Origin of the sequence: Mizugakiibacter sp. (assembly GCF_039680435.1) — a bacterium.
Taxonomy (GTDB): Bacteria; Pseudomonadota; Gammaproteobacteria; order Xanthomonadales; family Rhodanobacteraceae; genus Mizugakiibacter.
In genome coordinates this window covers 42,317-65,679 of sequence record NZ_JBDKSX010000125.1, presented here as the reverse complement: position 1 = coordinate 65,679, position 23,363 = coordinate 42,317, and the positions used below count along the sequence as shown (strand labels likewise).

Annotated in this window: 22 protein-coding genes; 18 read left to right on the top strand and 4 right to left on the bottom strand. The window is 69.6% G+C overall.

Annotated elements, in window-relative coordinates:
* Positions 1 to 23 precede the first annotated feature (23 nt).
* The 13 genes from rpsE to ABFC67_RS13600 all read left to right on the top strand — a co-directional run bounded on the left by rpsE (position 24) and on the right by ABFC67_RS13600 (position 12,234).
* Positions 24 to 533 (top strand): 30S ribosomal protein S5, encoded by a 510-nt coding sequence (gene rpsE, locus ABFC67_RS13660; protein ID WP_346738582.1) that lies wholly within the window; start codon positions 24 to 26, stop codon positions 531 to 533.
* Positions 526 to 723: a 50S ribosomal protein L30 gene (rpmD, locus tag ABFC67_RS13655; protein ID WP_346738581.1), complete on the top strand. Its 198-nt coding sequence runs from the start codon at positions 526 to 528 to the stop codon at positions 721 to 723. Before rpsE ends, rpmD begins: the two co-directional genes overlap by 8 nt.
* Before the next feature lie 24 nt (positions 724 to 747).
* Positions 748 to 1,179, top strand: a complete 432-nt coding sequence (rplO, locus tag ABFC67_RS13650; RefSeq protein WP_346738580.1) for a 50S ribosomal protein L15 — start codon at positions 748 to 750, stop codon at positions 1,177 to 1,179.
* A 3-nt stretch (positions 1,180 to 1,182) separates the two neighbouring features.
* Positions 1,183 to 2,496, top strand: coding sequence for a preprotein translocase subunit SecY (gene secY, locus ABFC67_RS13645; protein WP_346738579.1), 1,314 nt, complete (start codon positions 1,183 to 1,185; stop codon positions 2,494 to 2,496).
* A gap of 119 nt (positions 2,497 to 2,615) precedes the next feature.
* Positions 2,616 to 2,972 carry a 30S ribosomal protein S13 gene (gene rpsM, locus ABFC67_RS13640; protein WP_346738578.1) on the top strand — a complete coding sequence of 119 codons (357 nt, stop codon included), beginning with the start codon at positions 2,616 to 2,618 and terminating at the stop codon, positions 2,970 to 2,972.
* A 12-nt stretch (positions 2,973 to 2,984) separates the two neighbouring features.
* The gene (rpsK, locus tag ABFC67_RS13635) at positions 2,985 to 3,374 is read left to right on the top strand and encodes a 30S ribosomal protein S11 (protein WP_346738577.1); all 390 of its coding nucleotides are present in this window, start codon (positions 2,985 to 2,987) and stop codon (positions 3,372 to 3,374) included.
* Positions 3,375 to 3,450: 76 nt separating this feature from the next.
* Positions 3,451 to 4,077: a 30S ribosomal protein S4 gene (gene rpsD / locus ABFC67_RS13630; RefSeq protein WP_346738576.1), complete on the top strand. Its 627-nt coding sequence runs from the start codon at positions 3,451 to 3,453 to the stop codon at positions 4,075 to 4,077.
* Positions 4,078 to 4,095: 18 nt separating this feature from the next.
* Entirely contained in the window at positions 4,096 to 5,094 is a 999-nt protein-coding gene (gene rpoA, locus ABFC67_RS13625; RefSeq protein WP_346738575.1) for a DNA-directed RNA polymerase subunit alpha, read from the top strand.
* A 136-nt stretch (positions 5,095 to 5,230) separates the two neighbouring features.
* Positions 5,231 to 5,611 (top strand): 50S ribosomal protein L17, encoded by a 381-nt coding sequence (rplQ, locus tag ABFC67_RS13620; RefSeq protein WP_346738574.1) that lies wholly within the window; start codon positions 5,231 to 5,233, stop codon positions 5,609 to 5,611.
* A gap of 128 nt (positions 5,612 to 5,739) precedes the next feature.
* Positions 5,740 to 6,237 (top strand): disulfide bond formation protein B, encoded by a 498-nt coding sequence (locus ABFC67_RS13615; RefSeq protein ID WP_346738573.1) that lies wholly within the window; start codon positions 5,740 to 5,742, stop codon positions 6,235 to 6,237.
* A gap of 53 nt (positions 6,238 to 6,290) precedes the next feature.
* Positions 6,291 to 7,676, top strand: a complete 1,386-nt coding sequence (locus ABFC67_RS13610) for a 3-deoxy-7-phosphoheptulonate synthase class II (RefSeq protein WP_346738572.1) — start codon at positions 6,291 to 6,293, stop codon at positions 7,674 to 7,676.
* A gap of 65 nt (positions 7,677 to 7,741) precedes the next feature.
* Positions 7,742 to 10,924, top strand: a complete 3,183-nt coding sequence (locus ABFC67_RS13605) for an amidohydrolase family protein (protein ID WP_346738571.1) — start codon at positions 7,742 to 7,744, stop codon at positions 10,922 to 10,924.
* Positions 10,924 to 12,234 (top strand): amidohydrolase family protein, encoded by a 1,311-nt coding sequence (locus ABFC67_RS13600; protein WP_346738570.1) that lies wholly within the window; start codon positions 10,924 to 10,926, stop codon positions 12,232 to 12,234. Before ABFC67_RS13605 ends, ABFC67_RS13600 begins: the two co-directional genes overlap by 1 nt.
* 24 nt (positions 12,235 to 12,258) lie before the next feature.
* Here the strand turns inward: ABFC67_RS13600 and ABFC67_RS13595 are convergent, their stop codons facing one another.
* Positions 12,259 to 13,845, bottom strand: a complete 1,587-nt coding sequence (locus tag ABFC67_RS13595; RefSeq protein ID WP_346738569.1) for an amidase — start codon at positions 13,843 to 13,845, stop codon at positions 12,259 to 12,261.
* A 113-nt stretch (positions 13,846 to 13,958) separates the two neighbouring features.
* Between ABFC67_RS13595 and ABFC67_RS13590 the strand changes: the two genes are divergently transcribed.
* Positions 13,959 to 14,666, top strand: coding sequence for a c-type cytochrome (locus ABFC67_RS13590; protein ID WP_346738568.1), 708 nt, complete (start codon positions 13,959 to 13,961; stop codon positions 14,664 to 14,666).
* Positions 14,663 to 15,898 (top strand): c-type cytochrome, encoded by a 1,236-nt coding sequence (locus ABFC67_RS13585; protein ID WP_346738567.1) that lies wholly within the window; start codon positions 14,663 to 14,665, stop codon positions 15,896 to 15,898. The genes ABFC67_RS13590 and ABFC67_RS13585 overlap by 4 nt, the downstream gene beginning before the upstream one ends.
* A gap of 4 nt (positions 15,899 to 15,902) precedes the next feature.
* Here ABFC67_RS13585 and ABFC67_RS13580 read toward each other — a convergent pair whose 3' ends face one another.
* From ABFC67_RS13580 to ABFC67_RS13570, 3 genes are read right to left on the bottom strand one after another with little or no spacing between them, the layout of a single operon-like run.
* Positions 15,903 to 16,343: a PH domain-containing protein gene (locus ABFC67_RS13580; RefSeq protein ID WP_346738566.1), complete on the bottom strand. Its 441-nt coding sequence runs from the start codon at positions 16,341 to 16,343 to the stop codon at positions 15,903 to 15,905.
* Positions 16,330 to 16,887 carry a mismatch-specific DNA-glycosylase gene (locus tag ABFC67_RS13575; protein WP_346738565.1) on the bottom strand — a complete coding sequence of 186 codons (558 nt, stop codon included), beginning with the start codon at positions 16,885 to 16,887 and terminating at the stop codon, positions 16,330 to 16,332. The genes ABFC67_RS13580 and ABFC67_RS13575 overlap by 14 nt, the downstream gene beginning before the upstream one ends.
* Positions 16,877 to 17,899: a hypothetical protein gene (locus ABFC67_RS13570; RefSeq protein ID WP_346738564.1), complete on the bottom strand. Its 1,023-nt coding sequence runs from the start codon at positions 17,897 to 17,899 to the stop codon at positions 16,877 to 16,879. Before ABFC67_RS13570 ends, ABFC67_RS13575 begins: the two co-directional genes overlap by 11 nt.
* Before the next feature lie 576 nt (positions 17,900 to 18,475).
* Here ABFC67_RS13570 and ABFC67_RS13565 point away from each other — a divergent pair.
* The 3 genes from ABFC67_RS13565 (at position 18,476) to ABFC67_RS13555 (ending at position 23,345) form a co-directional block, all read left to right on the top strand.
* On the top strand, positions 18,476 to 21,694 hold the full coding sequence (locus ABFC67_RS13565) for a hypothetical protein (RefSeq protein WP_346738563.1): 3,219 nt from the start codon (positions 18,476 to 18,478) through the stop codon (positions 21,692 to 21,694).
* 111 nt (positions 21,695 to 21,805) lie between these two features.
* Positions 21,806 to 22,174 carry a DUF2513 domain-containing protein gene (locus ABFC67_RS13560; RefSeq protein ID WP_346738562.1) on the top strand — a complete coding sequence of 123 codons (369 nt, stop codon included), beginning with the start codon at positions 21,806 to 21,808 and terminating at the stop codon, positions 22,172 to 22,174.
* A gap of 142 nt (positions 22,175 to 22,316) precedes the next feature.
* Complete coding sequence (locus tag ABFC67_RS13555) at positions 22,317 to 23,345, top strand: hypothetical protein (protein ID WP_346738561.1); 1,029 nt, start codon at positions 22,317 to 22,319, stop codon at positions 23,343 to 23,345.
* Positions 23,346 to 23,363: the final 18 nt, after the last annotated feature.

The following is a 23,363-nucleotide window of genomic DNA, read 5'->3' as shown; positions in this document are numbered from 1 at the left end:
AGGCCGGGCATACGGGAAACGACATGGCGAGTAACGATCGCGAAAATTCCGACGGCATGCTGGAGAAGCTGATTGCCGTCAACCGCGTGGCCAAGACCGTCAAGGGCGGTCGCCAGATGAGCTTCACCGCGTTGACCGTGGTGGGCGATGGCGACGGCCGCGTCGGCTTCGGCTACGGCAAGGCGCGCGAAGTGCCGGTGGCCATCTCCAAGGCCATGGAACGCGCGCGCCGCAACATGGTCAAGATCAAGCTGAACAACGGCACGCTGTGGTACGCCGTCAAGGCCAACCACGGCGCGGCGCGCGTGTTCATGCAGCCCGCTTCCGAGGGTACCGGCGTGATCGCCGGCGGCGCCATGCGCGCCGTGCTCGAGGTGGTCGGCGTGAAGAACGTGCTGGCCAAGGCCGTCGGTTCGCGCAACCCGATCAACCTGGTGCGCGCCACGATCAAGGGTCTGCAGGCGATGACCTCGCCGGACCGCATCGCGGCCAAGCGCGGCAAGACCGTCGAAGAGGTGCTGGGCCATGGCTAAGGCGAAGACCACCGGCAACACCGTGCGCGTGCGCCTGGTCAAGGGCCTGCGCGGCGTGCAGCCGCGCCACCGTCTCAGCGTCAAGGCGCTGGGTCTGAACAAGACCAACGACGTGCGCGAACTCAAGGACAGCCCCTCGGTGCGCGGCTTGATCAACCAGGTGTTCTACCTGGTCCGCGTCGAGGAATAACGGCCAAGGTATTGGGAGTCGAACATGCGTCTTAATTCGATCAAGCCGGCCAAGGGCGCCCGTCGCGCCAAGGTGCGCGTCGGTCGCGGCATCGGTTCGGGCCTCGGCAAGACCGCGGGCCGTGGCCACAAGGGCCAGCACGCGCGTGCCGGCGGCTATCACAAGGTGGGCTTCGAGGGCGGCCAGATGCCGCTGCAGCGCCGCCTGCCCAAGGTGGGCTTCCGTTCCCGGAAGGCCGTCGAGAGCGCCCAGGTGTTCCTGTACCAGCTGGCAGGCCTCAAGGCCGACACCATCGATCTGGCGGCGCTGCGCGCGGCCGGCCTGGTGCACGGCGAGGCGCGTCGCGTGAAGGTGGTGAAGAAGGGCGATATCAAGCGCGCGATCAAGCTGTCGGGGCTGCTGGCCACGGCGGGCGCCAAGGCGGCCATCGAGGCCGCCGGCGGCAGCGTGGAGTAACCGGTGGCAGCGCCCAAGTCCGGATCGATCGCTTCGCTCGGCAAGCTCACCGAGCTGCGCCAGCGCGTGGTCTTCGTGATCCTCGCGCTGGTGGTGTTCCGCCTCGGCTCGTTCATTCCCGTGCCGGGCGTGAACCCCGAGGCGATGACGCGGCTGATCGAGCAGGGCGGCGGCCTGCTGAACATGTTCAACATGTTCTCGGGCGGCGCGCTGGAGCGCTTCTCGCTGTTTGCGCTCGGCGTGATTCCCTACATCTCCGCCTCGATCGTGGTGCAGATGATGGGCTCGGTGGTGCCGGCCTGGCAGCAGTTGCGCAAGGAAGGCGAGTCCGGCCGGCGCAAGCTGACCATGTACACGCGCTGGGGCACGGTCGGCCTGGCGGTGTTCCAGGCGTTCGGCGTGTCGGTGGCGCTGCAGGCGCAGGGCGGCGACGTCGTCTACACCAGCGGCTTCGGATTCGTGTTCTCCGCGGTGGTGGGCCTCACCGCCGGCACCATGTTCCTGATGTGGCTGGGCGAGCAGATCACCGAGCGCGGCATCGGCAACGGCATCTCGCTGCTGATCTTCGCCGGCATCGTCGCCGGCCTGCCGCGCGCGGTCACGCAGACCCTGTCGATGGCGCAGAACGGCGAGCTGTCGGTGCTGAAGGTGCTGATCGTGATCGCGATCGTGCTGCTGGTGACTGCGTTCGTGGTGTTCGTGGAGCGCGCCCAGCGCCGCATCACGGTCAACTACGCACGCCGCCAGGGCGGCGCGCAGGCGTACATGAACCAGAGTTCGCACCTGCCGCTGAAGATCAACATGTCGGGCGTGATCCCGCCGATCTTCGCGTCCAGCCTGATCATGTTCCCGGCGACCGCCGCGCACTGGTTCAGCAATACCGAGCAGGTGCGCTGGCTGCAGGCGTTGACCACTGCGCTGAGCCCCGGCGAGCCGCTGTACGCGATCATCGAGGCGAGCCTGATCGCGATATTCGCGTTCTTCTACACGGCGATCGTGTTCAACGCCCAGGAGACCGCGGACAACCTGAAGCGCTCGGGCGCGCTGATCCCCGGCATCCGCCCCGGCAAGAACACGGCCGACTACATCGATGGCGTGCTGACCCGCCTGACCGGCGCCGGCGCGCTGTACCTGGTGGCGGTCTGCGCACTGCCGACGTTCATGCAGAGCGCCTGGCACGTACCGTTCTATTTCGGCGGCACCTCGCTGCTGATCGTGGTCGTGGTGGTGATGGATTTCACCGCCCAGATCCAGGCACACCTGGTCAGCCACCAGTACGAGAGCCTGCTCAAGAAGGCCAACCTGCGCCGCAGTTGAGGCGCGGGACAAGAGGTATCCGGCGGCGCCGGCCGGCACCGCCCGGACTTTCTGTTTCGCGAAAAACCAGTTAAGATTACGCGTTTACCGCGCAAGTAAACGCATCGGAGAGAGTCAAGATGGCGCGTATTGCGGGTGTCAACCTGCCGGTCCACAAGCACGTCTGGGTGGGCCTCCAGAGCATCTACGGCATCGGCCGCACGCGGTCGAAGAAGGTCTGCGCCGAAGCCGGCGTGGATCCTGCCACCCCGATCAAGAACCTCAGCGAAGGCGAGGTCGAGAAGCTGCGCCACGAGGTGGCCAAGTTCACCGTCGAGGGCGACCTGCGTCGCGAGGTCGGCATCAGCATCAAGCGCCTGATGGACCTCAGCTGCTACCGCGGCCTGCGTCACCGCCGCGGCCTGCCGGTGCGGGGCCAGCGTACGCGCACCAATGCGCGCACGCGCAAGGGTCCGCGCCGAGCGATCAAGAAGTAACGGATTCCAGATATGTCGAAGCCCGCAGCCAAGCCGAAGAAGAAGGTCAAGCGCGTCGTCACGGACGGCATCGTCCACGTGCAGGCGTCGTTCAACAACACGATCGTCACGATCACCGACCGCCAGGGCAATGCCCTGAGCTGGGCCACCGCAGGTGGCGCCGGCTTCCGCGGTTCGCGCAAGTCGACGCCGTTCGCCGCGCAGGTGGCCGCCGAGAAGGCCGGCCGCGCCGCGCAGGAGTACGGCCTGAAGACGCTGGAAGTGCGCATCAAGGGCCCCGGTCCCGGCCGCGAGTCGGCCGTGCGCTCGCTGAACGCGCTGGGCTACAAGGTCACCAACATCATCGACGTGACGCCAATCCCGCACAACGGTTGCCGTCCGCCCAAGAAGCGTCGCGTCTGAGGGATTAATTTTGCGATCGTCTCCGATCGCGTGAACCAAAAACCGGCCATTCTTGGCCGGACTATTGGAAAAAGATATGGCACGGTATCGTGGTCCCACCTGCAAGCTCGCCCGTCGCGAGGGCGCGGATCTGAGCCTGAAGAGCCCGGCGCGTGCGCTGGACTCGAAGTGCAAGCTGGAGCAGAAGCCCGGCCAGCACGGCGCCGGCAAGAAGGCGCGTCTGTCCGACTATGCCGTCCAGTTGCGCGAGAAGCAGAAGGTCAAGCGCATCTACGGCCTGCTCGAGCGCCAGTTCCGCAACTACTACCAGAAGGCGACCTCGCTGAAGGGCAACACCGGCGAGAACCTGCTGCGCATGCTGGAAGCGCGTCTCGACAACGTCGTCTACCGCATGGGCTTCGCGGTGACCCGCGCGCAGGCGCGCCAGCTGGTCGCGCACAAGGCGGTGATGGTCAACGGCCGCAAGGTCAACATCCCGTCGTACCAGGTCAAGCCCGGCGACGAGGTCGCGCTGACCGAGCGCGCCCGTGCGCAGCTTCGCGTGCAGGAAGCCTCGACGCTTGCCGACGGCATGGACCTGCGTCCCGGCTGGGTCGAGGTGGACAGCAAGAAGTTCAGCGGCGTGTTCAAGTCGATGCCGGATCGTGCGGATCTGCCGTCCGACATCAACGAGAACCTGATCGTCGAGCTCTACTCGAAGTAATCACCGGGAGCGTGGTACATGGCAGTCTCGTCTACTAGCGTGCTGCGGCCGCGCGGCCTCAGCGTCGAGCAGCTCGGACCCAACCGCGCCAAGGTAGTGGTGGAGCCGCTCGAGCGCGGTTTCGGCCACACCCTTGGCAACGCGCTGCGCCGCGTGATGCTGTCGTCGATTCCCGGCTGCGCGATCGTCGAGGTGGAGATCGACGGCGTGCTGCACGAATACACGACGCTCGAAGGCCTGCAGGAAGACGTCATCGAGGTGCTGCTGAACCTCAAGGACGTGGCCATCATGATGCACGGCCCGGACGAAGCCACCCTGACCCTGTCCAAGAAGGGCAAGGGCGTGGTCAAGGCCGGCGACATCACGGTCGACCACTCGGTGGAGATCGTGAATCCCGAGCAGGTGCTGTGCCACCTGACCAAGGATATCGGGCTGAACATGCGCCTGAGGGTGCGTCGCGGCCTCGGCTACCAGCCGGCCAGCACGCGGCAGTTGCCGGAGGAAGAGTCGCGTCCGATCGGTCGCCTGCAGCTGGATGCGTCGTTCTGCCCGGTGCGCCGCGTGGCCTACGAGGTCGAGAGCGCGCGCGTCGAGCAGCGCACCAACCTGGACAAGCTGATCCTCGACATCGAGACCAACGGCACGATCGGCGCCGAGGAAGCGGTGCGCAAGTCGGCCGAGATCCTGATGGACCAGCTCGGCGTGTTCGGCGATTTCAGCCGCCGCGAGCACGAGGGCGCCAAGGCCGAGAAGGCCGGCTTCGATCCGGTGCTGCTGCGTCCGATCGACGACCTCGAGCTGACCGTGCGTTCGGCCAACTGCCTGAAGGCCGAGAGCATCTACTACATCGGCGATCTGGTGCAGAAGACCGAGGTCGAACTGCTGAAGACGCCCAACCTCGGCAAGAAGTCGCTCACCGAGATCAAGGACGTGCTGGGTGCCCGCGGCCTGTCGCTGGGCATGAAGCTCGAGAGCTGGCCGCCGCCGGGCCTCGCCCACGGCATGCAGCTGGGGTGACATTGCGTGCCGGGTCCGGGGCATCTCCGGGCTCGGCTTCGCGGATCGCGGGATGATCCGCGGCGAACCTTTCCGGGTTCGCGGTTGCACTGACATGCGGTGCGTTTTGCTCCGCTAACACACGGAATTTAAGACCATGCGCCACCAGAAATCCGGACGCAAACTCAACCGCACCAGCAGCCACCGCACGGCCATGTTCCGCAACATGGCGGCCTCGCTGTTCAAGGAAGAGCTGATCCGCACCACGCTGCCCAAGGCCAAGGAGCTGCGTCGCGTCGCCGAGCCGCTGATCACGCTGGCGAAGAGCGACGGCGTCGCCAACCGCCGCCTCGCGTTCGCGCGCCTGCGCGACAAGCAGGCGGTCGGCAAGCTGTTCGTCGAGCTTGGCCCGCGCTATCGCGAGCGCAAGGGCGGCTACCTGCGCATCCTGAAGTGCGGCTTCCGCGACGGCGACAATGCGCCGATGGCCTACGTCGAGCTGGTCGATCGTCCGGCGGCGCCCGCAGCGGCCGAGTAAGCCGGCACGACAAGCGTCGTCCCGAAGCCCCGGCCGGTTCACCGGCCGGGGCTTTCGTTTGCGCACGCGTCGCTTGCGCACGCCGGCGCACGCGGTAAAGTGCGGCCTTTCCGTCACCGCCCGTCGTCATGCTCAATCCGCTGCGCTGGTCGTTCCGGGTTTCCTTCCTCGCCGGCTTCGTCGCCTGCGTCGCCCTGCTGGGCTATGCGCTGTACGTGCAGTTCGACCTCGGCGTCGAGCCGTGCCCGCTGTGCATCTTCCAGCGCGTCGCGTTCGCGTTCATGGCGCTGTGGTTCCTGGTCGGCGGGCTGCATGCGCCGCGCGGCGGCGGGCGCCGGGCCTACGTCGTGCTGGTGCTGCTGGGCGCACTGGCCGGCGTGGTGATCGCGGGGCGCCATCTCTGGCTGCAGTCGCTGCCGCCCGACCAGGTGCCGTCCTGCGGCCCCGGACTGGCCTACATGCTCGATGCGTTCCCGCTGGCCAAGACGGTGAAGATGGTGTTCACCGGCTCGGGCGAATGCGCCGCCGTCAATTGGCGCTTCCTCGGCCTGACCATGCCGTTCTGGACCCTGGTCTGGTACGTGCTGCTCGGCGCCTGGGCGCCGCTGGCCGCGCGCCGCCGCTGATGCGGGCGTGACCGCCGCTGTGGCATAGTGGCCCATCCGCTTCGGCTCGACCCATGAACAGCTCCAAGCCCAAGCTGCGCGCCGTGCACGGCGCCGGGGACTGGTTGCCGGACTCCTGGCAGCGACGTCCCGCCGCGCAGCAGCCGACCTACGACGACCCCGCCGAGCTCGCCGACGCGCTCGCGCGCCTGCGCGGGCTGCCGCCGCTGGTGACCTCGTGGGAGGTGCTCGGGCTGAAGCGCCTGCTCGCCGAGGCACAAGAGGGCAGGCGCTTCCTGCTGCAGGGCGGCGACTGCGCGGAGAGCTTCGCCGACTGCACCTCCGAGGTGATCGCCAACCGGCTCAAGGTGTTGCTGCAGATGAGCCTGGTGCTGATCCACGGCCTGAGCGTGCCGGTGGTGCGGGTCGGCCGTTTCGCCGGGCAGTACGCCAAGCCGCGCTCGGCCGACAGCGAAACGCGCGACGGCGTGAGCCTGCCGAGCTACCGCGGCGACCTGATCAACGGACCGGCGTTCGATGCCGCCGCGCGCCGCGCCGACCCGCAGCGCCTGCTCGAAGCCCACGCGCGCTCGGCGATGACGATGAACTTCGTGCGTGCGCTGGGCGAAGGCGGCTTCGCCGATCTGCGCCATCCCGAATACTGGGATCTCACCTGGGTCGAGCATTCGCCGCTGGCGGCCGAATACCGGCGCATGGTCGCCTCGATCGGCGGCGCGGTGCGCTTCATGGAGACGCTCGCCGGCGAGGCGATCGCGAGCTTCTCGCGCGCCGAATTCTTCACCTCGCACGAAGCGCTGCTGCTGCACTACGAGGAAGCGCAGACGCGGCGCGTGCCGCGCCAGTGGGGCTGGTTCAACCTGTCCACGCACTTCCCGTGGATCGGCATGCGCACCGCCGGCGTCGACGGCGCGCACGTCGAGTACTGCCGCGGCATCCGCAACCCGGTAGCGGTGAAAATCGGGCCGTCGATGGGGGACGCGCAGCTGCAGCGCCTGGTGGAGATGCTCAACCCGGACAACGAGCCGGGCCGGCTGACCCTGATCCACCGCATGGGTGCGCGCAAGGTCGCCGAACACCTGCCGCGCATGCTCGCCGCGGTGCAGGCCACCGGCCTGCGCGTGCTGTGGTGCTGCGATCCGATGCACGGCAACACCGAGACGGTCGGCAACGGCGTCAAGACGCGCCGCTTCGCCAACATCCGCAGCGAGCTCGAGCTAGCGTTCGACATCCACGCCGCCGCCGGCACGCGCCTCGGCGGCGTGCATCTGGAGCTGACCGGCGAGGACGTCACCGAGTGCATGGGCGGCGCGCGCGGCCTCGGCGAGGGCGATCTCTCGCGCGCCTACAAGTCCAGCGTCGATCCGCGCCTCAACTACGAGCAGGCGCTGGAGCTGGCCATGCTGATCGTGCGCAAGTCAGGCGGCATCGCCGCGGCATGACTTTCGTTGGGTTGCGGCAGACTGCCCGGCCTATATCCTGACCGCGATCCACTGGGGAACCCCTCATGCCTTCGATCCGCTCCCGTTCGCGGCGGCGCACGCTGCGCTCGTGCCTGGCCGCCCTCGTGCTCACCCTGCTGGCCGGCGCGCCGCTGCACGCGCAGGTGGACACGCGCCCGGTCGAGGGCATCGCCGACCGCACCCCGCAACTCACCGCGTTCGTGCATGCGCGCCTGCTGGTCAAACCGGGCGAGGTGATCGAGGACGGCACGCTGGTGGTGCGCGACGGCGTGATCGTCGCCGCCGGCCGCGGCGCGAAGGTGCCGGCCGGCGCCGCCCGCATCGACCTCGGCGGCAAGACCGTGTTCGCCGGCTTCATCGACCCGTTGTCGGCGTACGCGCAGCCGGCGACGGCCGAGGCGGCGCCGGCCGCGACCGGCCGCCGCGGCGCCAGTCCGTCGACGCCGCAGCCGCAGGCGGGTGCGGCGTACTGGAATCCGCGCGTGCATCCGCAGGACGACGTCGCCGCGACCGCCAAGCCGGATCCGCAGGCGGCGGAGAAGCTGCGCGCGCTCGGCTTCACCGACGCGCTGAGCGTGCCGCAGCGCGGCATCTTCCGCGGCCAGAGCGCGCTGTACGCGCTGTCCGACGCGGCGCACGGCAACGATGCGCTGATCCGCGCGCGCGTCGCCCAGCATCTCGCCTTCGAGACCAGCGGCTGGGGTTCGGACGAGTATCCCGGCTCGCTGATGGGCGCGATCGCGCTGGTGCGCCAGACCCTCTACGACGCGCGCTGGCAGCAGCAGCGCCTCGCCTGGCAGGCGAAGCGGCCCGAGGCCGAGCGCACCGCGCCGAACGATGCGCTGGCCGCGTTGGCGCCGCTGGCCGCCGGCCGGCAGCCGGCGATCTTCGCCACCGACGACGAGCTCGACTACGACCGCGCGCTGGCGATCGCGCGCGAGTTCGGCCTGAAGCTGGTGCTGGCCGGCAACGGCCACGAGTACCGCATGGCGCCCAGGCTTGCCGCCGCCGGCGTGCCGGTGATCGTGCCGCTGACCTATCCCGAGGCGCCGGCGGTCGAGGATCCGGACGCCGCGCTGGACGTCGAGCTCGCCGCGTTGGAGCACTGGCGCTGGGCGCCGTACAACGCGCGCGTGCTGGCCGAGGCCGGCGTGCCGTTCGCGTTCACCGCGGCGGGCCTGAAGAAGCCGGAGAGCGAATTCTGGAAGCGCGTGCGCAAGGCCGTCGCCGACGGTCTCGACGAGCGCACCGCGCTGGCCGCGCTGACCACGCAGCCGGCGGCGATGCTGGGCGTGGCCGACAAGCTCGGCACGCTCGAGCCGGGGCGGTTGGCGCACTTCGTCGTCGCCGACGCCGACCTGCTGCGCGGCGACGACGCGCGCATCTACGAGACCTGGATCGACGGCAAGCGCTATCGCCAAGCCGACCCGGCCGCGCCGGACCCGCGCGGCGCGTGGAACCTTGCCTGGAGCGGCGGCAGCGGCCCGGCGTCGCTCGAGTTCCGCGGCAAGGACGGCGAGTTCGGCGCCAAGGCCGGCGGCGAGAGCTTCCCGGCGACGCAGGACGGCGCACGCCTGCTGCTATACATGCCCGGCAAGCTGCTCGGCAGCGCGCGCGAGCGCGTGGTCGTGGTCGCGCAGCTCGACGACGGCGCGCTGGACGGCCGCGCCGAGCTCGAGGACGGCCATCGCCTGCGCGTGCACGGCACGCTGGCGAAGCCGGCGCCGCGCGCGCTGGCCACGCTGCCGGCGAAGCCGCCGCTGCCATCCGAGCCGCTGCGCTTCCCGGCCGGCGCGTACGGACGCAACGGTCTGCCGCAGCAGCCCGCGGCGGTGGTCGTGCGCCACGCCACGCTGTGGACGCAGGGTCCGCAGGGCGTGCTCGAGGACGCCGACCTGCTGGTGGAAAAGGGCAGGATCGCGGCGCTCGGCAGGAACCTGAAGGCGCCGTCCGGCGCGCTCGAGATCGACGGCCGCGGCAAGTACGTCAGCCCCGGCATCATCGACCCGCACTCGCACATCGCGGTCAGTCGCGGCGTCAACGAGGGCACGCACGCGGTCACCAGCGAAGTGCGCATCGGCGACGTGCTCGACCCGACCGACATGATCATCTACCGCCAGCTCGCCGGCGGCACGACTTCCGCGCTGGTGCTGCACGGCTCGGCCAATCCGATCGGCGGGCAGTCGCAGATCATCAAGCTGCGCTGGGGCGCCGACGCCGAGGGGCTGAAGTTCAAGCGCGCGCCGGAGACGATCAAGTTCGCGCTGGGCGAGAACGTCAAGCAGTCGAACTGGGGCGACAACTTCACCACGCGCTATCCGCAGACGCGCATGGGCGTGGAACAGATCGACCTCGACAGCCTGCTCGCCGCGCAGGCCTACGGCGCCGCGCTGAAGGCCGGCCATGCCGCCGACGGCGGCCCGCTGCGCCGCGACCTGCGCCTGCAGGCGCTGTGGGAAGTGCTGCAGGGCGAGCGCCTGGTGCAGATCCACAGCTACCGCCAGGACGAGATCCTCGGCTTCATCCGCCTCGCCCAGCAGTTCCACATCGTGCCGACCTTCCAGCACGTGCTGGAGGGCTACAAGGTGGCCGACGCGATCGCCAAGCTCGGCGCCGGCGCGTCCACCTTCAGCGACTGGTGGGCGTACAAGTTCGAGGTGCGCGACGCGATTCCCTACAACGGCGCGCTGATGACGCGCCAGGGCGTCACCGTCTCGTTCAACTCCGACGACGACGAGATGGGCCGCCGCCTCAACACCGAGGCCGCCAAGTCGGTGAAGTACGGTGGACTGAGCGACGCCGAGGCGCTGGCGCTGGTCACGGTCAATCCGGCCAGGCAGCTGCACATCGACAAATACGTGGGCTCGCTGGAGCCGGGCAAGGACGCCGACTTCGTGATCTGGAACGCGCCGCCGCTGTCGACGCTGGCGGTGCCGCAGCAGACCTGGGTCGACGGCCGCAAGTACTTCGACCGCGCCGACGACCTCGCCGAGCGCGCGCGCATCGAAAGCGAACGCGCCGAGCTGATCGCCGCGGCGCTGCCCGAGCGCGTCAAGGCGCTGGCGCACGACGCCGGCAAGAAGGACGCCGACAAGCCCGGTGGAGCGCCCGAAGCCGCGCCGTCGCTGCTGCAGGGCGACGAGCTGCTGCGCCGCTACGCCGCGCGCCGCCCGATCTACCACGACGACGAGCCGGTGAACGGCTGCACCGACGCGGAGAGCCACTGATGAAGACCTCACTCTCCCTGCTGTTTGCCGCGCTGCTCGCCGCCGGCGCCGTCCATGCCGAAGCGCCGCGCGCCGACGGCACCGTGCTGCTGACCGGCGCCGACCTGGTCACCGTCAGCCACGGCACCATCAAGGGCGGCGAACTGCTGATCCGCGACGGCAGGATCGCCGCGCTCGGCGCCAAGGTCGACGCGCCCGCCGACGCCGAGCGCATCGACCTCGCCGGCAAGCGCGTGTATCCCGGCTACATCGCCGCCAACAGCGTGCTCGGCCTGACCGAGATCGAGGCGGTGCGCGCCACCAACGACATGGCCGAGGTCGGCGCGATCAATCCGAACACGCGCGCGCAGGTGGCGATCAACCCGGACAGCGAACTGCTGCCGGTCGCGCGCGCCAACGGCGTGCTGACCGCCAACGTGGTGCCGCAGCCGGGCAAGTCGGGCGTGATCGCCGGCCAGTCCGCGCTGGTCAAGCTGGACGGCTGGACCTACGAGGACATGACCCTGGCCACGCCGTCCGGCATGCACCTGTTCTGGCCGGAAGCGCGGCTGCCGGCGTGGCTGCCCGAGGACTTCCGCAAGCGCGCCAAGGAGGCCGCCGGGAAAAAGCTCGCGGCGCTCGACCTGGCGATGCGCGACGCCCGCGCCTACCAGGCCGCGAAGCGCGCGGGCACGGTGAAGACCGAAGACCTGCGCTGGGAGGCCATGCTGCCGGTGCTGGACGGCAAGGAGGCGCTGTTCGTCCATGCCGAGTCCAGCGCCGACATCCGCGATGCGCTGGCGTTCGCGCAGCGCGAGAAGATCGCGCGGCTGGTGCTGGTCGGCGGGCAGGACGCATGGCGCCTCGCCGACGAGCTGGCCGCGCGCAAGATCCCGGTGATCCTCGGCACCTCGCAGCGCCTGCCGCTACGCCGCTGGGAGGCCTACGACACCGCCTACGCCAACGCCGCGAAACTGGTGCAGGCCGGCGTGACCGTGGCGATCGCCAACCAGGGCGAATCGCAGGCGGCCTCGAACGAACGCAACCTGCCTTACCAAGCCGCCAGCTATGCGGCCTACGGCATGGGCGAGGACGCCGCGCTGCGCGCGATCACGCTGACGCCGGCGGAGATCCTCGGCGTGGCCGATCGCCTGGGCTCGCTCGACGTCGGCAAGGACGCCACCCTGTTCGTCGCCGACGGCGACGCGCTGGATGCGCGCACGCGCGTGCAGCGCGCGTGGATCCGGGGCCACGAGCTGGACATGGCCAATCGCCAGACGCGGCTGTACGAGAAGTACAAGTCGAAGTACGAGGGCAAGCCGCGGCCCTGACGGTCGCGGCGCCGCCGGCGCGGCTCAGGGCGTGCCGGCGGCGGGATCGCCCTCGACGTGGGCGGCGAGGGTCGGCGCGCGCCGCGCGCGTGTCGCCTGCTCGAAGGCGTAGGCGATGCCGAGCAGCCTCGGCTCGCTCCATTTGCCGGCGAAGAAGCTGATCCCCACCGGCAGGCCGTGCACGAGGCCGGCCGGCACGGTGATGTCCGGATAGCCGGCCACCGCGGCCGGCGTGGAGCTGCCGCCGTCGACGTGGTCGCCGTTGACCAAGTCGGTCGTCCAGGCCGGCCCGACCGTCGGCGCCATCAGCGCGTCCAGCCTGTGCGCCGCCAGCGCCGCATCGATGCCCTCCGGCCCCGCCATGCGCCTGGCCTTTTCCAGCGCATCGCGGTAGGCGGGATCGGCCAGCGAGCCACGCTTCAATGCGTCCTCCAGCCGATCCTGGCCGAACCACTGCAGCTCGCGGTCGGCGTGCGCGCGGTTCCACTCGACCAGATCGGCGATCGAGCGCACCGGCACGCCGCGGCGCGTGGCGAGGTAGGCGCCAAGGTCGGCCTTGAACTCGTAGCGCAGCAGGGTCATCTCGGCCTTGCCGAGCGCGTCGAGGTGCGGCAGCTCGACGTCGTCCACGACCTCGGCACCGGCGGCGCGCAACGCGGCGATGCTGCGCTCCAGCACCTCGCCGACACGCGGGTCGGCGCCGGCCAGTGCGCGCACCACGCCGATGCGCTTGCCGCGCAGCGCTCCGGCATCGAGGAAGCGGGTGTAGTCGGTGGCGTGCGCATCGGCCTCGGCGGTGGAGGGATCGCGCGGATCGCTGCCGGCGATGGCGCTCAGCAGCAGCGCGGCTTCCTGCACGCTGCGCGCCATCGCTCCGGCGGTGTCCTGGCTGCGGCTGATCGGCACGATGCCGGCGCGGCTGACCAGGCCCACCGTCGGCTTGATGCCGACGATGCCGTTGACGGCGGCGGGGCAGACGATCGAGCCGTCGGTCTCGGTGCCGACCGCGGCCGGCACGTAGCCCGCAGCCACCGCCACCGCCGAACCGGAGCTGGAGCCGCAGGCGTTGCGGTCCAGCGCGTACGGGTTGCGCGTCAGGCCGCCGCGGCCGCTCCAGCCGCTGGTCGAGCGGTCGGAGCGGAAGTTCGACCACTCGCTGAGATTGGTCTTGCCGAGGATCACCGCGCCGGCCGCGCGCAGCCGCGCCGCCACGCCGGCGTCGCGCGGCGCCGGCGCGCCGACCAGCGCCAGCGAGCCGGCCGTGGTCTGCATGCGGTCGCCGGTGTCGATGTTGTCCTTCAGCAGTACCGGAATGCCGTGCAGCGGACCGCGCAGACGGCCGTGCCGGCGTTCGGCGTCGAGCCGCGCGGCGATCGCGTCCGCGTCGGGGTTCAGTTCGATCACCGCATGCAGCGCGGGGCCGGACCGGTCCAGCGCGTCGATGCGCGCCCGCGCCTCGCGCGTCAGCGCACGCGCGTCCAGCGCACCGGCAGCCATCTGCTGCTGCAGCGTCTCGATCCCGGGCGGATCCTGCGGCGGCGCGGCGACGGCGCAGGCGCACGCGATCGCGCAGGAGACGGCGAAGGCGACATGCGGACGATTGCCGACCATGGGTTACCCTGCAGGCAGACGGGCCACGCGATCATGCCAGCGATCATGCCGGCCCGCGACCACACCGGCGCGGAAGTACAATGATGGACTTTCCTGCATTCGGGAGGCGATCGATGCGACCCAGGACACGCTACGTCCCGCGAACCGCGCTGGCGGCGCTGGCGCTCGGTGCGGCCTGTGCCGTCGCGGCGGCGCCCGCACTGGATTCGCTGGAACGGCGCATCGCCGCCTGCACCGGCTGCCACGGCGAGCGCGGGCAGGGCGGCCGCAACGACTACAATCCGCGCCTCGAAGGCCAGCCGGAAGGCTACATGTACGCGCAGCTCAAGCACTACCAGGCCGGCGCGCGCGCGTATCCGCGCATGGAGGCGATGGTGCAGTTCCTGCCCGACGCCTACCTGCACGAGATCGCGCAGTACTTCGCCGCGCTGCCGCCTTCGGGCCAGGCCGCCGGCGGCGTGGGCGCGGCGCCCGCCGTGCTCGAGCGCGGCCGCACGCTGGCCCTGCGCGGCGACGCCGCGCGCAAGCTGGATGCCTGCGCGTCCTGCCACGGCAGCGAACTCTCCGGCGTGCTGCCGACTTCGCCCGGCATCGCCGGCCAGCCGTACGCCTATCTCAGCGCGCAGCTCGGCGCCTGGCAGTCGGGCACGCGCCGCGCGGCGCATCCGGACTGCATGGCTGCAGTCGCGCACCGCCTCGGCGGCCGCGACATGCAGGCGGTGGCGGCGTGGCTGTCCACGCAGCCGGCGCGCGCGCCGCAGGCGATGGACGCGGCGACGCGCGAGGCGCTGTCGCGTTGCGGCAACGGGGGTGCGCCATGAGCCCGCGCTGGCTTCGCGGCATCTTCGCGCTGCTGCTCGTCGCGGCACTCGCCCCAGTGCACGCGGCCGACGACGCGGCGCTGGTGGCCAAGGGCGAATACCTCGCGCGCATCGGCGACTGCGTGTCCTGCCATACCGCGCGGGGCGGCGAGCCGTTCGCCGGCGGCCGCGGCATCCCGACGCCGTTCGGCACGGTATACGCGCCGAACATCACCCCGGATCGCACGCACGGCATCGGCGCGTGGAGCGCCGACGACTTCTGGCGCGCGCTGCACGAGGGCGTGGCGCCGGGCGGCGTGCTGCTGTATCCGGCGTTCCCGTACACCTCCTACACCTACGTGACGCGCGAAGATGCCGACGCGATCTACGCCTACCTGCGCACGGTGCAGCCGGCGTCGCACAAGAACCGCGAGAACGACCTGCGCTTTCCCTACAGCGTGCGCGCGCTGCTGCTCGGCTGGCAGGGGCTGTACTTCAAGCCGGCGACCTTCGCGCCCGATCCGCGGCGCTCGCCCGCGTGGAACCGCGGCGCCTACCTGGTGCAGGGCCTCGGCCACTGCGCCGCCTGCCACAGCCCGCGCAACGCGATGGGTGCCACCGATGCCGAGAACCGCTACGCGGGCGGCCTGATCCCCGAGCAGGACTGGTACGCGCCCAGCCTCAATTCGGCCGAGGCCGGGCTCGGCACCTGGAGCGAGGACGAGATCGCCGCGCTGCTGAAGACCGGGCGCTCGGCGCGCGGCGCCACCTTCGGGCCGATGAGCGAGGTGGTGTTCCACAGCCTGCAATACCTCACCGACGCCGACGCGCACGCGATCGCGACCTACCTGAAGTCGCTGCCGCAGCAGCCGGAGCCGCGCTCGGCGCGCGACGTCTACGTGTCGCGCTCGCTGGCCGCGCGGCTGACGACGCGCGGCGCGGAGATCTACCGCAAGGAATGCGCCGGCTGCCACGGCGACCGCGGCGAGGGTGTCGCCGGCATCTATCCGCCGCTGGCGAACAACCAGGCGGTGACCGCGCGCGTGCCGGCCAACCCGATCCGCATCGTGATGCAGGGCGGCTTCCAGGTGGCGACCGCGGCGAACCCGCGGCCGTACTCGATGCCGTCGTTCGCCGACCGCATGAGCGACGACGACGTCGCCGCGGTGGTCACCTACATCCGCGCCAGTTGGGGCAACAAGGGCCGCGCCGTGCTGCCGGACGAGATCAAGCTGTACCGCTCCGGCGAGTGAGCGCTCAGGCGCCGAGCGTGCCCTCGGCGTCGAGGTAGCGCACGCGCTTGGCGTCGCGGCGCGCCTCGACCAGCGTGCGCAGCGTCTCGCGCACGCTCGCCGCGTCGCGGATGTAGCGCAGGCGGATCACCGGCGTGGTTTCGTCGGTAGTGTAGACGGTGACTTCGCCGAGGCCGAACAGCCGTTCGAACAGCGACTGCTGGAAGCGGCTGTCGCGCACGCGGTACAGCTCGAGGTCGTCGGTGGTCTTGTTGAGCACGCCGCGCTTGAAAATAAGCCGCTGGTCGGTCAGCTCGTAGACGGTGCAGCGCGTCTGCAGCCAGCGCCACAGCGCGACAAAGACCGGCACGATCAGCCAGCACAGCAGCGTGCACAGCACGTACAGGCCGAGGTTGGAAAGCTGCGACGGTCCGCCCGTCCACGCGACTTTTTCATCCGGGGCCATGCGGGTCTCCTGGCGAGCGCCGCGCCGGTGCGGCGCGAGCGGATTCTAGCGCCGCCGCCAGCGCCCGCCACGGCGCCGGATCCCAGAAGCGGCGCGCCTGCCCGGAAGGCGAGGGCAGCACGAACACCGCGGTGGCGGCGATGCGCCAGTCTTGCGCGCCGTAGCGCACGGCGTGGCCGCAGTACGCCTGCGCGGCGTTCTTGCTGGTGAAGGCGACGTAGCGCGGCGCGTGACGCGCGATCTTGCGGCGCAACGCGAGCACGTCGAACGCGCCGTCGGGCAGCTCGTCGTCGTTGCCGTAATGGCGCTTGGCGAGATCGGTCAGGCCGATGCCGTAGTCGAGCAGGCTCGGGAACTCCTGCGGCGCGAGCCGGCGCGAGGTCAGCCCGACCGCGTGCAGCGTGCGCCAGAAGAAGTTGCCGGGATGCGCATAGTAGGCGCCGGCCTCCGCGGAGGCGCGGCCGGCCGCGGTGCCGCAGAACACCAGCTCCAGGCCGGGTTGCAGCAGGTCCGGCAGCACGTGGCGCGGAGTTCTAGCCGCCATCGGGATGCATGAAGAACAGGCCGAGGATGCCGAGCGCGTACAGCACGACGACGACAAACGAATCCAGCCCCATGCGCAGCAACTGGCGCTGCGGGCGGATCACCAGGCCGGCGATGTAGATCACGGTCAGCAGGATGCCGAGGCCGGTCAGGTAGAGATCGGTGGGGCGCGCATCCGGCAGCACGGCCTTGCCGGACAGCAGCGTCGCCATCAGGAACAGCACCGGCAGGAACGCGTTGCCGCCGAAGATGTCGCTGACCGCCATGCGGTAGTCCCCGAGGCGCATCGATTCGAGACCCGTCGAGACTTCCGGCAGCGCGGTCGCCGCGGCCAGCACGGTGGCGCCGAACAGCGCGCCCTGCATGCCGATCTTCGCCGCGATGTGCTCGCCGCTGATTTCCAGCGCGACGCCCGCGGCCAGCGTGACCAGCGCGCCGACGGCGAACACCAACGCGTGACGCGCCGTGCTGCGGCCGTTCGGCCGCGGCTTGCCGCCGCCGTCCGCGTCGCCGAAGCGCTTGCGCGTCTCGCCGATCACGAACAGCCCGGCGACCCAGAACAGCGCGATCAGCAGCGCGGCGGGCGTCATCCGCGCCACGATCAATCCGGCCGGCATGTGGTGGCCGATGATGGTCAGCGCCAGCACCGCGACCACCAGCGAGCCCTCGAGCACCAGCGTCGGCGACTCGGCGCGGTAGGTCAGCGCGGCGCTGCGGCCGAGCCCGAACAGATCGAGCGCCGCCAGCACCACCGTCTGGATGGCGATGCCGCCGAGGATGTTGCCGATCGCCACCTCCATCGCGCCGCGCGCCGCCGCGCTGCCGACGATGGCGATCTCCGGCAGGTTGGTGACGATCGCCAGCAGGATCATGCCGCCCAGCGCCTCGCCCAGGCCGAAGCGCGCGGCCAGCGCGTCGGTCGCATCCGACACGCGCGCGCCGGCGAACCACACCGCGGCGGCGGCCACGGCGAAGATGCCCAGCAGGGCGGACAGCGGCAGTGAGTCAGGCATGCGCTGCGTGCTCCGTTGCGCGTGATCATCGCATGCGGGGACGCGCCGATGCCGCAAGCGGCGCCATTCGAAGCGAGAAGCGGCCGTCCTGCGGACGGCCCCCTCACCCCGACCCTCTCCCCGCCGGGGAGAGGGAGACAAGACGGCTCGCGGGGGGGAGTGCGCGCAGACTCCCATCGCTTGATCCACGTGGCGAGGGCGTGGTGGGAGCAGGATGATGCGGCGTTACTCTTCCCCTCTCCCCGGCGGGGAGAGGGCAGGGGGAGGGGGACGCGCGCGCAGCGCGCGTTGCATGCGGACGAAGCCCAAGAGCGGCCGTCCTGCGGACAGCCCCCCTCACCCCAACCCTCTCCCCGCTGGGGAGAGGGAGACAAGACGGCGCACCGAGGGAGAGGGAGACAAGGCGGCGGCTCGCAGCGAAAGTGGCGTGACGAACGCTGGGGGCTCACTTCGTTCGACGCCGCCCATGCGCCGCCATGATGCACCGCCGCAAGCGCCATCGCGCCGTTCGTCCCTGTTGCGAGCCGCGGCTCGGGAGTATGGTCGGGCGATTGCCACGTCCCGATGGAGCCGTCCATGCGTCCGAATGCCCTTCGCCTCGCCCTGCTTTGCGCCGGCCTCGGCCTCGGTGCCGCTGTCGCGCCGGCGTACGCCGCGCCCGTGCCACAGTCGATGGTGGCCGGCCTGCAATGGCGTCTGGTCGGCCCGTTCCGCGCCGGCTGGAGCACGATGGCGGCGGGCGTGCCGTCGCAGCTCAACACCTACTATTTCGGTGCCGCCGGCGGCGGCGTGTGGAAGACCGAGGACGCCGGCCGCACCTGGCAGCCGCTGACCGACCACCTGCCCGCGGCGTCGATCGGCGCGATCGCCGTCGCGCCGTCCAACCCGGATGTGATCTACATCGGCAGCGGCCAGCCCGAGCCGCGCTACGACATCGCCGCCGGCAACGGCGTCTACAAGTCCACCGACGGCGGCAAGAGCTGGCAGCACCTCGGCCTCGACGCCACGCGCTACATCGGCGACATCGTGGTCGATCCGTCCGACGCGAACATCGTCACCGTCGCCGCGCTGGGCCACCTATTCGGCGACAACCCCGAGCGCGGCATCTACCGCAGCGAGGACGGCGGCAAGACCTGGAAGCACGTGCTGGCGATCGACGACGCCACCGGCGTGGTCGACCTCGCCGCCGATCCCGCGCATCCGCAGACGCTGTACGCCGCCGCCTGGCAGGCGCGCAACTTCCCGTGGCTGAGCTACTTCACGCCGATCGTCGGCAAGGGCAGCGGCATCTACCGCAGCGACGACGGCGGCAAATCGTGGGCGCGCGTCGGCGGCGAAGGCTGGCCCAGCGATCCGCTCGGCCGCATCGGCCTCGCCGTTACCGACACCGCGCAGGGCGCGCGCGTCTACGCCACCGTCGATTCCGAAAAGAGCGGCGGCGTGTACCGCTCCGACGACGGCGGCAAGCGCTGGCAGCGCGTCAACGACGACGCCGACACCTTCGGCAACTGGTACTTCAGCCGCCTCATCGTCGATCCGCGCAATCCCGACATCGTGTACGCCACCGGCCAGTCGATCCGCCGCTCCACCGATGCCGGCAAGACCTGGACCGAGTTCAAGGGCGCGCCCGGCGGCGACGACTACCACTACCTCTGGATCAACCCACAGCGGCCCGACCACATGATCGCCACCAGCGACCAGGGCACGGTGATCACCGTCGACGGCGGCAAGACCTGGTCGAGCTGGTACAACCAGCCGACCGGTCAGTTCTACCACCTCGCCACCGACAACCGCTTCCCGTACTGGATCTACTCCGGCCAGCAGGATTCCGGCACCGTCGGCATCGCCAGCCGCAGCGACTACGGCTCGATCACCTTCCGCGACTGGCATCCGGTCGGCGGCGACGAGCGCGATTACGACATCCCCGATCCCGCCGATCCGCTGATCGTCTACGGCTCCGGCCTCGGCGGCCGCGTGTCGCGCTACGACGCGCGCACCGGCCAGGTGGAGAACGTCTCGCCGTGGCCGGTGTCGAGCTACGGCGCGCGGCCCACCTCGGTGAAGTACCGCTACACCTGGATCGCGCCGCTGGTCGCCTCGCACAAGGCGCCCTATGCGCTGTACGCCGGCGCGCAGGTGCTGTTCCGCTCGACGGACCAGGGCCGCCACTGGGACATCATCAGCCCCGACCTCACCGGCAAGGTGGACGGCGCGCCGCGCTGCACGGGCGACGTCGCCGTCGCCGACGCGCGCGCCTGCGGCTACGGCGTGATCTACAGCATCGCGCCGTCGCCGCAGTCCAACGAGGAGATCTGGATCGGCACCGACGACGGCCTGGTCCAGCTCACCCGCGACGGCGGCAAGCACTGGAGCAACGTCACGCCGAAGCAGGTGCCGGCGTGGGCGCGCATCGACAGCGTCGACGTTTCCGCGCTCGACCCCGCCACCGCCTACGTCGCCGTCGACAACCACCGCCAGGACGACTTCCGCCCGCACGTGCTGCGCACGCACGACTACGGCAAGACCTGGCAGCAAGCGGACGCCGGTCTGCCGCCGGGCAACTTCGTCAGTGTGGTGCGCGCCGATCCGGTCAAGTCCGGCCTGCTCTATGCCGGCACCGACGCCGGCGCGTTCGTCAGCTTCGACGACGGCGGCCACTGGCGGCCGCTGCAACGGAACCTGCCCACCGCCTGGGTGCGCGACCTGCTGGTGCACGGCAACGACCTGATCGCCGCGACGCAGGGCCGCGCGATCTGGATCCTCGACGACGTCACGCCGCTGCGGCAGCTGGACGCGAAGCTGGCGAAGGCGCCGGCGCACCTGTTCGCGCCGGCCGACGCGGTGCGCGTGCGCCCGGACAACAACCACGACACGCCGCTGCCGCCGGAAACGCCGGTCGGCAGGAACCCGCCCGCGGGCGTCGCCATCGACTACTGGCTGGGCGCGCGCACCAAGGGCGCGGTCACGCTGGAAATCCTCGACGCGAACGGCAAGTTGGTGCGCCGCTTCGACAGCGAGGCCAAGCCGGAGACGGTGAACGCCAAGCGCTATTTCGCCGAGGATTGGCTGAAGCCGGCCGCGCCGCTGTCCGCCGCGCCGGGCATGCACCGCTTCTACTGGAACCTGCGCTACGCGCGCGCGCAGGCCATCCACTACGAATACAGCATCGCCGCCGTGTTCGGCGAGGACACGCCGGCCACGCCGCAGGGACCGTACGTGCTGCCCGGCAAATACACCGTGGTGCTGAAGGCCGGCGGCCGCGAATACCGCCAGCCGCTGACGGTGACGATGGACCCGCGCATCGACACGCCGCTCGCCGACCTGCGCGCCTCGCTGGACTTCTCCAACGCCATCGCCGCCGCGCTGGCCGACGCCTGGCGCGGCTACGGCGAGCAGCAGGCTGTGCACAAGCAGCTCGATGCGCTGGGCGACAAGCTGAAGCACGACGACGCCCACGCCGCGCTGCGCGACGAGGTCGCCGCCTTCGCCGCCAAGCTGTCGCCGAAGAACGACGACGCAGCCGCCGCCAGCCTCACCGATATCAGCGAAACCCTCGGCGCCATCGAAAGCGACGTCGAATCCGCCGACGTCGCGCCCACCGACGCCCAGCGCCAAGTCGTCGCCGCAGAGCAGGACAAGCTGAAGCGCGCGCTGGCGCAGTGGCAGACGCTGCGCGACGGCGACCTCGCCAAATTGAACGCCGACCTGCGCAATGCCGGCATGGCGGCGATCGGCGTGCCGGCGGTCGACAAGCTGGAGGTCGAATCGGTGGTGGAGGGGAAGGATTTGCCGTGAGGGGGCGATTTGCGAGCTCAACGGCAGAAATGGCTTCAAACAGACATCAGTGAACGTTGCGCTGTTTCCTGTGCCATCTTTGTGTTTAGCGCCGGGCGAGGAGTGTTGGACATGAAACGCGATATGGAACTCGTTCGCAAAATATTGCTTGCGCTCGAATCGGGCCAGGCAAACTTACCGATCGATGGATACGACGACGACATCATCAGGTATCACAAGGCCCTCGTCATCGAGGCAGGGCTCGCTGACGGATCGACGCTTAAGACCGGGGTCGGCTCCCGAGAAGTGCCCGCCGATGTAATGCTCACGAAGCTAACGTGGGCAGGGCATGAGTTTCTTGATACCGTCAGAAGCGACTCCGTATGGGCAAAGACGAAGCAGACGTTTGCTTCAAAGGGGCTAGACATGACGCTCGACTTGGTTAAGTCCGTTGCATCAAGTATAGCGACCGGCTTGATCCGCGGTGCGGCTGGCATCTAACAAGTGAAGAGCCAGAATGGTGTCCAGTACACATCTCTCTCGCTCGATAACACTGAGTCTGAAGCCACTCGTTTGTCTGGTCGGGCAAGTGAGGGTCTACATGCACAACCAATGAGAGACTGCTCAGTCAGGGGGGTAAGATATGGAGATTGATAACAACGGTGAGCCGTTGATCATTCGCAACGAGGTAGATGCGTGGGCAGCTCTTGAGGCCGCCGTTTCGGGGGGGCTGCGCTTTGATGTCACAAGAGTTCGGTTCGAAGGGTGGCCAACGTGGTCGCTGGACGCACAAGGGCGCGACTGGTACAGCACGGTGCCCACGCGCATCATGCCTCCACTGCTGGATGTGCAGAAGGACATTAACCGTGCTTTCGCGAGTGTGCAGTACGGCGACCCCAACTTGCGCAGGTTGCGCGAAGATGACCGCGAATCCCTTGAGGTCGTTGTCAAGGTCGAGAAGGGTTCGTCGATCTTCACCGCTGATCTATCTGGTCAACTTAACAAGATCGTGCAGGCGGCGCTTGAACGCATGAACGGGACGGAAGCTGTAATTACAGCGTTGGGTATAGGCCTGATGATCACCGCTGCGGTGACGTACAAGGCGTGGTTGGCGAACCGGCTGAAGGAGAAAGAGCTTCAGAGCCACACGGAACTGGAAAGCAAGAACATTGAATCGCGGATCCATTTGTCCCAAGAAGAAACGCGGCGGTTGGCCATCATGCGGGATGCCATGGTCCGGGAGCCGACATTGCAGACCGTCAATGAAGATACTCAGGCAACTACGAACAGGTTGCTCAAGGTGACGCGTCCAGGCGACACCATTGCGATGCGCGGCGTACCGATGACAGCGGAGGAAGCACACGAGATCGCGCAGCCTGAGCGGGAGCAGGCGAAAGAGCTGGAGATGCAAGGCGACTTCCGAATCATCGGCAATCGCACGGATAAGGGAGCTGGATTCCGCATCACGGTCCAGCGGGCATCTGATGGGTTGCAATTCGCAGCTGACGTTCTTGCCGAGTTGGCGTGGGGCGATAAGCAAGCTATTCAGAGAGCGGAATGGTCGAAGTCGTTGGTGATGCTGACGATTGAGGCCGAGATGCTGCGTGACAGGATTACGCGTGCGGTGGTAATCAGCGCGAAACCGGTAGAAGTGACGCAAGGTGATCACTAGCCCGCGTAGGGCGGGAGT